Genomic DNA, 14,876 nt, shown 5'->3' with positions numbered 1-14,876 from the left:
TCTATGAGCCTGAATCCGAGAGACGTCGTTATTGTCGACTTCGGCCGCACCCCGATGGGCCGTTCCAAGGGTGGTATGTACCGCAACGTGCGTGCCGAAACCCTGTCAGCTAACCTGATTACCGGTGTGCTGGCGCGGAATCCGAAGATCGATCCGGCAGAAGTTGAAGATGTAATCTGGGGCTGTGTAAACCAGACCCTGGAGCAGGGCTGGAACATTGCCCGCATGGCATCACTGATGACCCCGATCCCGCACACCAGTGCAGCGCAGACGGTCAGCCGTCTGTGCGGCTCATCCATGAGCGCACTGCACACTGCGGCGCAGGCAATCATGACCGGTAACGGTGATGTGTTCGTCGTAGGTGGTGTTGAGCACATGGGGCACGTCAGCATGATGCACGGGGTTGATCCAAATCCTGAGCTATCGCTGTATGCTGCCAAGGCCTCCGGCATGATGGGCCTGACAGCTGAAATGCTGGGCAAGATGCACGGCATCACCCGCGAGCAGCAGGATGCCTTCGGTGAGCGTTCGCACCGTCTGGCACACAAGGCAACGGTTGAAGGTAACTTCAAGGACGAGATCATTCCGATGGAAGGCCATGATGAAAATGGCTTCCTGAAGGTGTTCACGACTGACGAAACCATTCGCCCGGAAACCACCCTGGAAAGCCTGGCTGCACTGCGCCCGGCGTTTAATCCCAAGGGCGGAACCGTCACTGCAGGTACGTCGTCGCAGATTACTGACGGCGCCTCCTGCATGATCGTGATGTCGGCTGAGCGGGCACAGGCCCTGGGCCTGGAGCCTCTGGCAGTTATTCGCTCCATGGCGGTTGCTGGTGTTGATCCGGCGATCATGGGTTACGGTCCAGTACCTGCGACCAAGAAAGCCCTTAAGCGTGCGGGCATGAGCATTGGCGACGTTGACTTCGTTGAACTTAACGAAGCGTTCGCTGCTCAGGCGCTGCCGGTCCTGAAGGATCTGAAGTTGCTTGACCAGATGGAGCAGAAGGTAAACCTGCACGGCGGCGCTATTGCCCTGGGTCACCCCTTCGGCTGTTCCGGTGCGCGTATTTCCGGCACCCTGCTGAATGTTATGAAGCAGAATAACGGCACTATTGGTATCTCGACCATGTGTATTGGTCTGGGCCAAGGTATCACCACTGTCTTTGAGCGTGTCTAACAAGATCAGGGTGTGACCATAGCCGAGGCCATGTGCCTCGGCTTTTTTATGGCTGAGCGGCTGTGTAGACACCCGCTAAACTGAATTGAGGACTTGTTTATGCGCCCCGGACGTTATCGGCACTATAAAGGAAAGGATTACGAGGTTATTGGTCTCGCGACACATTCTGAAACCGAAGAGTCGTTGGTTGTATATCGCACGCTTTACGGCAATTTTGACCTATGGGTTCGGCCGCAGGCGATGTTTGAAGAAAGGGTAGAGGTTGACGGCAAAGTATATCCGCGCTTTACCTTTATCAGCGAAGACGTGTAGGCTCTGGCCCCTCCGAGTGGCTACCACAGCCTTTCTTTGATGGTGCTGCGCAGTTTAGTGGGCCATTCAATCAGCTTGAGTCAGGAAAACGATTACCTATGGGAAAAGCACTGGTCATTGTGGAATCACCGGCCAAAGCCAAGACAATCAACAAGTATCTTGGTAATGATTTCATTGTGAAGTCTAGCATCGGTCATATTCGCGATCTGCCCACTAGCGGCAGCGCCAAGACCGACAGCAAACCCAAGGGTGGCCGTAAGGCCGCACCCGCCAGCGAGCAGGAAAAACAGGCCAAAGCGCGCGCGCAACTAGTCAAACGTATGGGTGTTGACCCGGACAATGGTTGGGCGGCGCATTACGAGATTTTGCCTGGCAAGGAAAAAGTCGTCGACGAATTGCGCCGGTTGGCCAAAGACGCCGACACGGTTTATCTCGCAACGGATTTGGACCGCGAGGGGGAGGCGATTGCCTGGCACCTGCGGGAAAGTATCGGTGGTGATGAAAGTCGCTATAAGCGAGTAGTGTTTAATGAGATCACCAAGAAAGCGATTCAGGAGGCATTTGCCAAGCCAGGTCAGCTGGATCTGAACCGTGTTAATGCCCAGCAGGCGCGTCGTTTTCTCGATCGCGTGGTCGGCTATATGGTTTCGCCGTTGCTATGGCAGAAGATTGCCCGCGGCTTGTCAGCAGGCCGGGTGCAGTCGGTTGCCGTAAAGCTCATCTCGGATCGGGAGCGTGAGATTCGCGCCTTCATTCCGGAAGAGTTCTGGGAGATTCACGCTCAGCTACACACGCCCAAGGCTGAAGCAGTGCGTTTCGAGGTGGTTAAGCAGGCTGGAGAGGCCTTCAGGCCGACTGCAAAGGCGCAGGCTGATGCTGCCTTGGCTTTGCTTGAAAAAGCCGACTACCGCGTTCTCAAGCGTGAGGATAAGCCAACCAGCTCTCGCCCCAACGCACCTTTTATTACCTCCACGCTGCAACAGGCTGCCAGTACCCGCCTGAGCTTCAGCGTGAAGAAAACCATGATGATGGCCCAGCGGCTCTATGAAGCGGGTTACATCACCTACATGCGTACCGATTCGACCAATCTTTCAGCTGATGCGGTCACCATGGCGCGCGGCTATATTGAAAAGACCTTCGGCAAGGATTACCTGCCAGAGAAGCCGAATTCCTATAGCAGCAAGGAAGGTGCGCAGGAAGCCCACGAGGCTATCCGCCCCTCCGACGTAAAGCTGAAGCAGGCTGACCTCAAGGGCATGGAACGTGATGCCGAGCGTCTGTATGAGCTGATCTGGCGCCAGTTTGTCGCCTGCCAGATGACGCCTGCCAAATATCTTTCCACCAGCATTCAGGTTGGTGCAGGTGATTTTGAGTTGCGCGCCAAGGGCCGTATTCTCAAGTTTGACGGTTACACCAAGGTACTGCCACCGCAAGGTAAGGGTGGCGAGGATGAGGTGCTGCCTGATATCAAGGTTGACGACGTATTGGCTCTGCAGGCGTTGGAGCCCAAGCAGCATTTTACCAAGCCGCCAGCGCGCTACGCTGAAGCCAGTCTGGTAAAAGAGCTGGAAAAGCGCGGTATTGGTCGCCCATCTACTTATGCATCAATCATCTCGACTATTCAGGATCGCGGTTATGTAACGCTGAATAATCGACGTTTTTACGCCGAAAAAATGGGCGATATTGTCACTGAGCGTTTGGGTGAGAGTTTCCCGAACCTGATGGACTATGGCTTTACTGCGCGCATGGAAGAGTCGCTGGATGACGTCGCTCAGGGTGAGGTTGTCTGGAAGCAGGTGTTGGATGATTTTTATGCGGACTTCAGTGCCAAGCTGAAAGTAGCCTCGTCCACGGATGACGAGCGGGGTATGCGGGCCAATCAGCCCACGCAGACCGATATCGCCTGTCAGGCATGCGGTCGGCCAATGATGATTCGCACTGCGTCTACCGGTGTTTTCCTGGGTTGCTCAGGCTATGCGCTGCCGCCCAAGGAGCGTTGCAAGGAAACCATTAATCTGGTGCCTGGTAACGAAGTCGCTGCCGATGATGATGAGGGCGAGTCTCGGGTTTTGCGCGCCAAGCGTAGATGCCCTATCTGCAGTACGGCCATGGACAGTTACCTGGTTGATGAGAAGCGCAAGCTACACGTATGCGGTAATAATCCCGACTGTAGTGGCTTTGAAATCGAACAAGGTCAGTTCAAGATCAAGGGCTATGACGGTCCGGTTCTGGAGTGTGACAAGTGCGGCAGCGAAATGCAGCTGAAGACAGGACGCTTCGGTAAGTATTTTGGTTGCACTAACAGCGAGTGCAAGAATACGCGCAAGCTGCTCAAGAGCGGTGAAGCGGCTCCTCCCAAGATGGATCCGGTCAAAATGCCTGAGCTGCAGTGCGAGAAGGTCGATGACGTCTATATCTTGCGCGATGGTGCTTCTGGTTTGTTTCTCGCTGCCAGCCAGTTCCCCAAAAATCGGGAAACGCGCGCGCCCCTGGTCAAAGAGTTGCTGCCGCACAAAGACGAGATTGACCCCAAGTATCACTTCCTGATGGACGCGCCAGTCGCTGATCCGGACGGTAATCCTACTGTTGTGCGTTATAGTCGCAAGACCAAAGAGCAATATGTGCAAAGTGAAATTGAGGGCAAGCCAAGTGGCTGGCGAGCTTTTCATGACGGTAAAAAATGGTCGATAGATGATGGCCGCAAGAAACCCAAGCGCTGAGGTGGCTCTTCATGGCTAATGAAGTTTATACCCGTACCAATCAGGCCCTGTTCTTTGCACGCAGGGCTATTGATGCTTGGGCTGAAGCGGCCAACTCCGGTGCCATCGATGCGTCAAGCCAGACTCAGTACCACCGTGAGCACGCCATATTTCACCTGTATCGAGGTGTGTTAGCGGTGGTGCATGAGGTGGCTGACCGCTATCGCTGGCCGTTGGTTGAACTGCGTCAAGTGGAGGCTGCCTTGTCTCCAGCGGTGGTGGCGCGCTTCCCTGGGCCGGAGCTGGCCGAGTTAACTGAAATGGCTGATAGCCGCGATACTTGGCTAGCCAAGCTTATTGCGGCCTGGCAGCAGCTTCAGGCGCCTCCTGTTCCTGAGGCCTCTGCGCCTGCCGAGACGCTGATTGCGAGCACCGCGGTAAAGCGAGCGGAGTGGTCTTTGGAGGATGCTAACGAAGCTTGCATTGCTCTCAACGAGCGTGTGCGCAGCTACCGGGAAGGCATGCTTGAGTGGTAGTCGGGCTGCGGTAGATGGTGCGCTATGGTATACTGCGCGCCTGCACTACAGGAGACCAGATTAGATGCCTTCACCCTTTCTTGAAATCGTTGAGCTGGATAATGGCAAGGTCGCTCTGCGTCGCTCCGACGAAGAGGGCGAGCCATTGCTGGTGATCGAGTTCTCGGTTGACGCCAAAGATTACCTTCAGGGCAACTACATTGAAGTAGCCAAGGCCATGATCAGTGCTGGTATGCAAGCAGCCGGGCAGATTATGGATGAGGAAGAGGACGAGCATATCCCTGAGGATCGTGTTCTCCACTGAGCGGATTTCAGCTGGCACGGAGTTGGCGCAACTAATGCGTTGCTAGTTAGGCCGCTCCGCAGTGTGTTGGCTGGAGACTTGAATCGTGTTTCTGCCAGTCGCAGCTGAATAAAAAGGCCAGAGATAATGTCTCTGGCCTTTTTGTTTGTCACGCGGCTTGAAGTCGGATGTTGAGGCTGCGGCAGTGGCCGGCTTGCGCTGCACGCCCGAGGCGTGGGGCAGTGCTGCTGTCGGGTAGTAGCCAGCTGACGACAGTATGGCTTCCACCTAGTTTGAGCAGGTCGCAGCATAGTTTGGTGACGTCCATGCCTGGCTTGGAGCGAACGATCATGATTCGCTCGGGGTCTAGGTCGGCATTGCGCAGCCACTGATTACTCAGGCTGGCGGGTGGGTCGATCAGGGTAAGCCACAACGGGGCTGCATTGTTGCTGAGATCACGCAGTACGGGAGCAAGCCATTGCAGGCACTGGCGGGCAGCACCCTGCAAGCTGATTTCGCTGTAGCCGTACTCCTGTTCTTCTGTTGAAGACAGCGGTTTGGGCTGCTGCAAACGGGCAAACTGGTTGTGCTCCATACGTGTTGCCATCAAGGCGTTATGAAACAGATCAGCTTGGGTCAATGTCTGTTGGTCAGGGCGGGCGTACTGCATTCTCAGCTCCTCAGCGACGGATTACACCGACGCTCAAACCTTCAATGGTAAGTTCCTGTTCTGCCAGATTGACTACAATCGGCTTGAATTCGGGGTTCTCTGCATGCAAGGACACCTTGCGTCCTTGCTTCTGAAAGCGCTTAACCGTGACCTCATCACCGATACGCGCTACGACTATCTGGCCATTACGCGCCTCTGTGGTGCGATGAACGGCCAGCAAGTCACCATCCATGATGCCAATGTCCTTCATGCTTTCACCTTGTACGCGCAACAGAAAGTCCGCGCGTGGGTGGAAGAAACCAGGGTCAATGCGACAATGATCTTCGATGTTCTCGAGTGCCAGTACTGGTGCCCCGGCAGCTACTCGACCGATAACCGGTAGGCGGTCTTCACTGGCTTCCGGCTCGCCTTCAGGCAGTCGGATGCCTCGTGAGGCGCCAGGAATCATCTCGATTGCGCCTTTACGCGCCAGGGCGCGCAAGTGATCCTCTGCAGCGTTGGGCGATTTGAAGCCCAATGTCTTGGCAATATCTACTCGAGTGGGCGGATAGCCGTTGCTATCCATATATTCCTTGATAAAGGCCAGTACCTGCTGTTGTCTTGCGGTTAGCTTCTGCATTGGGTAGAGCCTGTTTTTTTATCCAGTAGCTGTGATTATATACAGTTGTTCTGCTTCGGCAACCCCTGTTTAGGATATTCAGCCTTCGTATTCTTTGCTGTGCCGATTAAGGTTGCGCCGAGTGGTCCCAAACAGGGTTGACAATTAAATCGTTTTAAACGTATGTTTGAATCAAATATCAACACCTTGGAGAGCCCTGATGGCGCAGTCTGATACCGTTAAGCGCATATTGGATGCAGCTGAGCAGCTGTTCGCAGAGAAAGGCTTTGCTGAAACGTCTTTGCGCCTGATTACGAGCAAGGCAGGCGTCAATCTCGCTGCAGTCAATTATCACTTCGGGTCGAAAAAATCGCTCATCCAAGCTGTTTTTGTGCGTTTCCTGGATCCCTTTGTGAGTAGTCTCGAGCGCGAGCTGGATGAACACGAACAGCGTGGTGATCTGCGGCAACTTAGCCTGGAAGGCTTGCTGGAAATGCTGGTAGACCAGGCGCTGACGGTCAAGCCGCGTAGCGGCAATGATCTCTCTACCTTTATGCGTCTTTTGGGGTTGGCGTTCAGTCAGAGCCAGGGGCATCTGCGTAAGTATCTGGCCGAAGTGTATGGCAAGGTCTTTCAGCGCTATATGTCACTGGTTGGCGGCACTGTGCCGAATGTTCCAGCGCCTGAGCTTTTCTGGCGCGTGCATTTCATGTTGGGAACTGCCGCATTCACCATGTCCAGCATGAAGGCGCTCCGCGCTATAGCCGAGGCTGAGTTCGCGGAGCATCGTGCGGTCGATCAGGTGCTGCGTTTGATGGTGCCTTTCCTCGCTGCTGGCATGCGCGCAGATACGCTGCCTGCAAAGCGCGAGACGATCGAAAGCGCGGTGGTTTAGCTTTTACGCTCTTACCTATAGGTGGCTGATCCGTTATCGTGTGCGCTGGTAACGGAGTTGATCATGCAGTTGGACCATATTCATATCTCTATCGCAGCACAGCAGCTCACGGGTTTTCAGGCCGGTAAGGTTGTCTGTTGCTATCCTGTCTCTTCGGCGCTCAATGGCTTGGGCGAGCGCTCCGGCTCCGGATGCACTCCGCGTGGTGAGCACCGCGTTCGCGCCCGCATCGGTGCTGGTCAGCCACTGGGTAGTGTTTATATCGGCCGTCGTCCGACCGGCGAGGTATGGACGCCGGAGCTGGCTGCTGCTAATCCCCAGCGTGACTGGATACTCACGCGTATTCTCTGGTTGTGCGGCAATCGGCCTGGTTTCAACCGAGGCGGGCAGGTCGATTCGCAGCGCCGCTACATATACCTGCATGGCACCGGAGATGATCAGCCGATGGGTGAGCCGCTTTCGCATGGCTGCATTCGGCTGCGCAACGAAGATATGCTGGAACTGTTCGACAGCACACCGGTCGGTTGTACTGTTCAGATTGACGCCGCCTGAGCAGGCGCTGCGTTTCCCTTTGTCAGGAGGTGGTTGCTTGAAACAAGGTTCTTTGATGCTGGATCTGCCAGGCCTATGGCTTGAGCCTGAGGATCGGCAATTGCTGCGCCAGCCAGAAGTGGGCGGCATGATTCTATTTGCACGTAACACGGAGTCGCCCGCTCAAGTACGCGAGTTGGTTGCTTCCATTCGCGCGGTGCGCCCCGACATGTTGATTGCTATCGACCAGGAGGGGGGGCGCGTGCAGCGCCTGCGTCGAGGTGTGCAGCGTCTTCCGGCGTTGGCAGACATTGCGCTCAAGGGCGGCGATCAAGCCGCAGCGGCGGCGCGCAGTGCCGCCTGGTTGATGGCAACCGAGATGCTGGCGTGCGGCATTGATATCAGCTTTGCGCCGGTACTGGATCTGGATCACGGCCGCAGTCAGGTCATTGGCAGTCGCTCTCTGGGCGGCAATCCGGAACAAGTGAGTTTTCTTGCCAGCGCCTACATCGATGGCCTTGCGCAGGCTGGAATGGCGGCTACCGGTAAGCACTTTCCCGGGCATGGCTGGGCTGAAGCCGACTCGCATTTTGCGCTGCCTGTAGATGAGCGAAGCGAAGCGCAGATCCGCGAGCTGGATCTCAAGCCTTTTGCTCTGCTGGCCAGCCAATTGGGCGGTATTATGCCTGCCCATGTTGTGTACTCTCAGGTGGATTCGTTGCCGGCGGGATTTTCCCGTTACTGGCTGCAAAACGTTTTGCGTGAGGAGCTTGGTTTCGCCGGTGTGATATTCAGTGACGACCTCTCTATGGCCGGTGCCCACGCGGTTGGCGGGATTCCGCAGCGTATTGATGCTGCGGTCGCCTCGGGTTGTGACATGTTGCTGATTTGCAATGATAGAGCGGCAGCGGAAGAGGGGCTTTTGCATGCGCAGCGATTAGGTCTGCAGGCACCGGCTAATATTGCAGCCATGTTGGCTCGCCGCACTGTGCCTATCGATTACAAGGCAAGTCCTGAGTGGGGCATGCATTATTCATTACTGAGAGGATTGGGCCTGGTTTGATGGACAGCATCGATGAACTGACCGCAAAACTTAATATGGAGCAACTGCCGCTTATTGGCGAAGCCTGGATGTATCAGGTTTTTGCCGTGGTGTTATGTGCTTTGGTGGCCGCTTACGTGGTGAAGCTCATTCTTGATCGCCTGGAACGCCGGGCCGAGCTCACTACTAATATGTGGGACGATGCCCTGGTATATGCGGCGCGTCGTCCTGCCTGGGTCCTGATCTGGTCTATGGGGTTGATGTGGGCAGCAAGAATTACTGCCAATGAAATGGACGAGGGTTTAGCCGATGTGCTGGATCAATGTCAGCGCATCCTGCTCATAGTGCTGTTGTGTTGGTTTATTTTGCGCTTGATGAAGGAAGTCGAAAAGCGTCTGGTTGACACTCGTTACCGACAGAAACCAGTCGATAAGACTACCGTCAATGCGGTCGGTAAGTTGCTACGTGCTTCGGTGATCATCACCGCTACCCTGGTTGTTCTGCAATCGCTGGGTTATAGCGTTTCCGGCGTGATGGCATTTGGTGGTATCGGTGGTATTGCTGTTGGTTTTGCTGCCAAGGATCTGCTGGCCAACTTTTTTGGCGGTCTTATGGTCTTCCTGGATCGACCTTTTGCGGTGGGCGACTGGGTGCGCTCCCCTGATCGCGACATCGAAGGGACGGTAGAACATATCGGCTGGCGTCTGTCGCGCATCCGTACCTTTGATAAGCGTCCGCTCTACGTACCGAACTCCATTTTCAATAATATTGTGGTGGAGAATCCATCACGGATGAGCCATAGGCGTATCTACGAGCATCTGGGTATCCGCTATGCTGACGTTGGTCAAATGGAGCCCATCGTGCAAAAAGTGCGCGATATGCTGAAGGAACACGAGGATATTGATCAGGAACAGACGCAGATGGTGTTCTTTGATCGCTGTGCGCCGTCATCTGTCGACTTCTTTATCTATTGTTTTACTACGCCGGTCTGGGCTGAGTACCACCGCGTAAAAGAGGACATACTGCTGAAGATATTGGCGATCATTAATGATCACCAGGCTCAGGTGGCGTTTCCTACCTCTACCTTGCATCTGCCGGACCCTTTGGCTCTGCATACTGAGAGGCAGAGTGCCGAAGGCGCTAGCCAAGGCTCCGCTGAATCCTCTGGTCGGAGCAGTTCATGAGTATCTGGGGTGTTATTGGCGGGACCGGGTTAACCGAGTTGGAAGGTGTCGAACTCTTGGGAGAGGACTGGCCGGAAACACCGTTCGGTAAGCCTTCAGCGCCTTTGGTTCATGGTCGTATTGGCGCGCAGGACGTGGTGTTTCTCGCGCGTCACGGCAAGCCCCATCGTATCCCGCCGCACAGGGTGAATTATCGCGCCAATCTATGGGCGTTGCAGGCTGCCGGGGTAGAACAGGTAGTTGCTGTGAACGCCGTCGGTGGTATTCATCCAGAGCTCAAGGCGGGCACTTTTTGTGTACCTGATCAGGTGATTGATTACACCTGGGGTAGGGCGCCCAGTTTCTTTGAAGATGATCTGGAGCATGTGGTACATATTGATTTTTCGTGGCCTTATGATGCTGATCTGACTCAGCGCCTGGTGCGCATTCTGCGCGAGCAGGGGTTAGCTCATATGCCGAAAGGGGTTTATGCGGCTACGCAGGGGCCTCGCTTGGAGACGGCAGCGGAAATAATCCGGCTTGAGCGCGATGGTGCTGATCTGGTCGGCATGACCGGTATGCCTGAAGCGGCACTGGCTCGGGAGCTTGATCTACCTTACGCCTGTCTGGCGTTGGTCGTTAACCCTGCTGCCGGCAAGTCGAGCGAGGTGATCACCATGGCAGCAATTGAAGCGGTGATTGAGCGAGGAATGGGACAGGTCAAACAAGTACTCGCGAGACTTATTTCAGGCTAAATCTGCTGCCGGCCTGGCAGGCTGGCAGCAGTAGGCTTCGCTTCAGCGGCTGACGCGCACCAGCATGCCCAGGCTTTGATGATCAAGATAGTGCGTTTCGTTCAGCCGCAGCGGGCGGCGTTGGTGCAGATTCTCCGACACAATTGAAGCGCCGCTCATCTGCAGGTCACTGGCTTTGCGGTTGTGCCAGAATGAAACGGCAATTTCCATCAGGTTATCCTTGCTCAGGTTAACCAGTCCCTGTATCGGATAGATCCCGTTGTCTGCCTCGCCCTTGCTCAGCGCAACGTCCAGATCGTTGTCCAGTGGTTGCGTCCACGCCTGATGCAGATAAATCTGATAGCCGTTTTGCTCTAGTTTGCGTGCTTCCTGGCTTAACCGAAAGCGTGTTGGGTCTATGCTCTGAACGTCGCTGCGGGCTGTCTCATCCAGTTTGACGGCATTGTCGGCCCAGTCGAGATCAGGTGGCGTACCCATCACCAGCGATGCAGAGGGCTGGCCAAAAAAGACCACTTCTACCAGATACTCACCAGCTGATTGAGCCATCGTCATGGTGCTGACGAGTGTGGCCAGCACGAGCAGGCTCAGCTTTTTGTAAAGATGCTTCATGGTCTCTTTCCTTTGCCCTTAGCAGGGGTATCTTGTGGCGCTTGCGCCAGTCGGTCGATTAATGCTTCTACGGTATTGAGTCGCAGTTCAACGCCGGCCATGGGCGCATTAAAGCGAAACATCGTTGCGCCTTCGAGGCGATAGCGCTGCGGATTATCCTGAATCATGCGCACAAGTACCATGGGGTCTATCTCGGTTTGTGCACCAAATTCAATACGGCCATGCTCAGCGCCCACGTCTACCTTGGTAATGCCGAGTGGTTCACAGCGCAATTTTAGGGCTGTTACGCGGAATAACGTCTTGACCTGCTCCGGCAAGAGGCCGAAACGGTCGATCATTTCCACTTGCAAATCCCGCAGCGATTCGTCGTCGTTCGCATTGGCAATGCGCTTGTACAAAATCAGGCGTGCGTGCACGTCCGGTAGATAGTCATCAGGGATCAAGGCCGCCAGACGCAGGTTGATATCGGTGCCGCCGCCCAGGGGTTGATCAAGCTCGGGCTGCTTGCCCTGCTTGATGGCTTTCACCGCGCGCTCAAGCATTTCCATGTAGAGCGTGAAGCCGACGGCCTGGATCTGGCCGCTCTGCCCGTCGCCCAGTAGCTCCCCAGCGCCGCGAATCTCCAGGTCGTGAGTGGCCAGGGTAAAGCCTGCGCCCAGGTCCTGTGCGGCAGCAAGGGCTTCCAGGCGCTTCTCTGCATCGCGGGTGACTTTTTTGCCATCTGGCGTGAGCAGGTAGGCGTAGGCCTGGTGGTGGCTGCGCCCGACGCGTCCACGCAGCTGGTGCAGCTGCGCCAGGCCAAACTTGTCGGCGCGTTCGATGATGATGGTATTGGCACTGGGGACGTCGATACCGGTTTCAATAATCGTGGTGGTCACCAGGATGTTGAAGCGGCGGTGATAGAAGTCGCGCATCACCTGTTCGAGTGCGCGCTCGGGCATTTGCCCATGACTTACGCCGATGCGCGCCTCAGGAATCAGCTCGGCCAGATCGGCGGCGCATTTCTCGATAGTCTGCACTTCATTGTGCAGGAAGTAGACCTGTCCGCCGCGCAGCAGCTCGCGCAGTATGGCTTCTTTCAACACCGGTTTCTGTTGGGTCATGACGAAGGTCTTGACCGACAGGCGGCGCGCTGGCGGTGTAGCGATGATCGACAGGTCGCGCATGCCGGAGAATGACATGTTGAGCGTGCGGGGAATCGGCGTCGCGGTCAGGGTTAACACGTCTACTTCACTGCGCAAAGTTTTCAGCTGCTCTTTCTGTCTCACGCCAAAGCGGTGTTCTTCATCGATGATTACCAGGCCGAGGTCCTGAAACTTGACGTCTTCCTGCAGCAGCTTGTGGGTGCCTATCATGATGTCCACCTTGCCGTCGGCGAGCTCGCCGACGGCCGCCTTGACCTCCTTGGCGGACTTGAAGCGTGACATTACTTCGACTTTTACCGGCCAGTTGGCAAAGCGATCCTTGAAGCTATTGTAGTGCTGCTGTGCCAACAGGGTGGTGGGCACCAGGACCGCGACCTGTTTGCCGCCGTGCACCGCCAAAAAAGCCGCACGCATGGCTACTTCGGTCTTGCCGAAACCCACGTCACCACAGATCAGGCGGTCCATAGGCTGTGGATTGGTCATGTCTTGCAGTACGGCATCGATTGCGGCTTCCTGGTCCGCTGTTTCTTCAAACGGAAAGTCGTCTGCAAAGCTCTGATAGTCGCGCTCGGGTGCGCTGAAGCTGAATCCGGCTCGGGCCGCGCGGCGGGCGTAAACGTCCAGCAGTTCGGCGGCGACATCGCGTACTTTTTCAGCGGCTTTGCGTTTGGCCTTTTGCCATTGCTCAGAGCCAAGGCGATGCAGCGGTGCGCTTTCATCTTCAGAGCCGGAGTAGCGGGCGATCAGGTGCAAGTTGGCAACCGGCACGTAGAGCTTGGCTTCTTCCGCGTAGGCCAGCACCAGAAACTCGGTTTCCTGATCTTCTACGGTCAGGTTGGTCAAACCCAGATAACGCCCCACGCCGTGGTCTATGTGTACTACCGGCGCTCCCTCACGCAGTTCGGTGAGATTGCGAATGATGGCGTCGCCCATATCCGTCGCTTTGCCGCGACGCCTGCGCTGCATCACGCGCTGGCCAAATAACTGGCTTTCGGCAATCAGGGCGACGGCCGGGCTCTGGGTCAAAAGGCCCTGGTCCAGTGGTGCTATGGTCAGCGCGAGCGGATGGTCAGACGTGACGAAGTCGAGCCAGCTATCAACCTGCTGAGGGCGCTGGTCAATACGTGCCAGGAGTTCTATCAGTGCTTCCCGTCGGCCAGCTGTTTCGGCAACGAACAGGGTGCGCCCGGAATGCGCCTGCAAGAACTGCTGCAGAGCCTGCAGCGGGTTGTCGAGCTTGTTATCGATTGGCAGCTCGGGGACTGGCAGGCATCCCAGGTCCTTGCTCTGGCTGCTGTCGCTCAGTTGCTCCTGGTGGCAGATTGTCCGGGCGAAGCTCTTGATGCGCGCAAAACACTCTTCCACGGGCAAGAAAAGTTCGCCTGGCGGCAGCAGAGGGCGCGTCGGATCAACGCCCTGCTCGGCATGCCGGTTACGCACATCGGTCCAGAAGTGCTCAGCGCTGCCTTCAATGCCGGGCAGGGTAAACAGGCGGGTACTGTCCGGCAGGTAGTCAAAGAGGGTGCTCAGCTCTTCAAAAAACAAGGGCAGATAGTATTCGATGCCAGGAGGTACCAGGCCTTCGCTAAGGTCCTGGTAAAGCGGGCAGCGTCGGTGATCTACTTCGAAGCGCTCACGGAAGCGCGCACGAAAGCCTGTGAGTGCCGACTTGTCGAGCGGGAACTCCTTTGCCGGCAAGAGGTGGATGCGCTCCACTTTATCGATGGAGCGCTGGCTCTCAGGGTCAAAGGTGCGCAGGGTTTCAATTTCATCGTCAAACAGGTCGATACGGTAGGGAAGCTTGCTGCCCATTGGGAACAGATCAAGCAGCGCGCCCCGCACCGCGTAGTCGCCGTGTTCGTAGACGGTATCGACGCAGCGATAGCCAGCTGCGTCGAGATCCAGCCGCATGCGCTCGATATCCAGCCGCTGACCAAGTTCCAGCATCAATACCGAGCCGCCAAGGAAGCTGCGTGGCGGCAGGCGATGCAACAAAGTGGTCATGGGCACAACCAGAATGCCCTGGGTCACCTGCGGCAGCTGGAAGAGTGTGCGCAAGCGCTGCGATATGATGTCCTGGTGCGGCGAAAAGCGATCGTACGGCAGGGTTTCCCAGTCGGGGAAGCTCAGTACCGGCAGGGTCGGCGAAAAGAAGCGAAGTTCTTGCTCCAGACTATCGCTGGCCGAGGTGTCGGTGGTGATGACCAGGCTGAGTCCCTGATGTTGGAAGGCGGCCTCGGCGATTGCCAGCGCGCGTGCGGCACCGTGCAACCCGGCCCAGTGCATCTTGTCTCCGGGGCCTTTGGCGAGCGGAAGAGACAGTAGGGTGGTATCAACAGGCATGCAATAAGCTCATGGTGGTCATGTTGCAGGTGCTGCTTCGATACATCGAGACAGACCGGTTTAAGAGGTGGGTAAGTGTACCGCTGTCAGGCACGCTGTGCTCATTCTCTGGTTGT

The 14,876-nt window shown here is 56.2% G+C and carries 14 protein-coding genes; 10 read left to right on the top strand and 4 right to left on the bottom strand.

The window, feature by feature from the left end:
• Positions 1–3 precede the first annotated feature (3 nt).
• The 5 genes from fadA (at position 4) to H4J77_RS03380 (ending at position 5,030) form a co-directional block, all read left to right on the top strand.
• Entirely contained in the window at positions 4–1,179 is a 1,176-nt protein-coding gene (gene fadA, locus H4J77_RS03400) for an acetyl-CoA C-acyltransferase FadA (protein ID WP_123889870.1), read from the top strand.
• Positions 1,180–1,278: 99 nt separating this feature from the next.
• Complete coding sequence (locus tag H4J77_RS03395) at positions 1,279–1,491, top strand: DUF1653 domain-containing protein (RefSeq protein ID WP_182246992.1); 213 nt, start codon at positions 1,279–1,281, stop codon at positions 1,489–1,491.
• A gap of 98 nt (positions 1,492–1,589) precedes the next feature.
• The gene (topA, locus tag H4J77_RS03390) at positions 1,590–4,211 is read left to right on the top strand and encodes a type I DNA topoisomerase (protein ID WP_182246990.1); all 2,622 of its coding nucleotides are present in this window, start codon (positions 1,590–1,592) and stop codon (positions 4,209–4,211) included.
• A gap of 11 nt (positions 4,212–4,222) precedes the next feature.
• Positions 4,223–4,726, top strand: a complete 504-nt coding sequence (locus H4J77_RS03385) for a DUF6586 family protein (RefSeq protein WP_123889867.1) — start codon at positions 4,223–4,225, stop codon at positions 4,724–4,726.
• A gap of 64 nt (positions 4,727–4,790) precedes the next feature.
• Complete coding sequence (locus H4J77_RS03380) at positions 4,791–5,030, top strand: hypothetical protein (protein ID WP_123889866.1); 240 nt, start codon at positions 4,791–4,793, stop codon at positions 5,028–5,030.
• 148 nt (positions 5,031–5,178) lie between these two features.
• Here H4J77_RS03380 and sulA read toward each other — a convergent pair whose 3' ends face one another.
• On the bottom strand, positions 5,179–5,679 hold the full coding sequence (sulA, locus tag H4J77_RS03375; protein WP_123889865.1) for an SOS-induced cell division inhibitor SulA: 501 nt from the start codon (positions 5,677–5,679) through the stop codon (positions 5,179–5,181).
• A 10-nt stretch (positions 5,680–5,689) separates the two neighbouring features.
• Entirely contained in the window at positions 5,690–6,298 is a 609-nt protein-coding gene (lexA, locus tag H4J77_RS03370; protein ID WP_123889864.1) for a transcriptional repressor LexA, read from the bottom strand.
• Between the two features lie 199 nt (positions 6,299–6,497).
• Here lexA and H4J77_RS03365 point away from each other — a divergent pair, with 199 nt between their 5' ends.
• The 5 genes from H4J77_RS03365 (at position 6,498) to H4J77_RS03345 (ending at position 10,663) form a co-directional block, all read left to right on the top strand.
• Complete coding sequence (locus tag H4J77_RS03365) at positions 6,498–7,172, top strand: TetR/AcrR family transcriptional regulator (protein WP_123889863.1); 675 nt, start codon at positions 6,498–6,500, stop codon at positions 7,170–7,172.
• 63 nt (positions 7,173–7,235) lie between these two features.
• Entirely contained in the window at positions 7,236–7,724 is a 489-nt protein-coding gene (locus tag H4J77_RS03360) for a L,D-transpeptidase (protein ID WP_220469243.1), read from the top strand.
• 55 nt (positions 7,725–7,779) lie between these two features.
• A complete protein-coding gene (nagZ, locus tag H4J77_RS03355; RefSeq protein WP_182247081.1) occupies positions 7,780–8,766 on the top strand; it encodes a beta-N-acetylhexosaminidase in 987 nt (328 codons plus the stop codon).
• Entirely contained in the window at positions 8,766–9,929 is a 1,164-nt protein-coding gene (locus H4J77_RS03350) for a mechanosensitive ion channel family protein (protein ID WP_218565767.1), read from the top strand. Before nagZ ends, H4J77_RS03350 begins: the two co-directional genes overlap by 1 nt.
• Positions 9,926–10,663, top strand: a complete 738-nt coding sequence (locus tag H4J77_RS03345; protein ID WP_182246988.1) for an S-methyl-5'-thioinosine phosphorylase — start codon at positions 9,926–9,928, stop codon at positions 10,661–10,663. The genes H4J77_RS03350 and H4J77_RS03345 overlap by 4 nt, the downstream gene beginning before the upstream one ends.
• A 42-nt stretch (positions 10,664–10,705) precedes the next feature.
• On the opposite strand, the gene H4J77_RS03340 is transcribed toward H4J77_RS03345, so the two are convergent.
• Positions 10,706–11,272 (bottom strand): CsiV family protein, encoded by a 567-nt coding sequence (locus H4J77_RS03340; RefSeq protein ID WP_182246986.1) that lies wholly within the window; start codon positions 11,270–11,272, stop codon positions 10,706–10,708.
• On the bottom strand, positions 11,269–14,760 hold the full coding sequence (mfd, locus tag H4J77_RS03335; RefSeq protein ID WP_182246984.1) for a transcription-repair coupling factor: 3,492 nt from the start codon (positions 14,758–14,760) through the stop codon (positions 11,269–11,271). Before mfd ends, H4J77_RS03340 begins: the two co-directional genes overlap by 4 nt.
• Positions 14,761–14,876 lie beyond the last annotated feature (116 nt).

This window comes from Pseudomonas sp. 5Ae-yellow (assembly GCF_014077575.1).
GTDB classification, from domain to species: Bacteria; Pseudomonadota; Gammaproteobacteria; order Pseudomonadales; family Pseudomonadaceae; genus Halopseudomonas; species Halopseudomonas neustonica.
The sequence above is the reverse complement of the archived record's forward strand: the minus strand, read 5'-3'. Positions and strand labels throughout refer to the sequence as shown.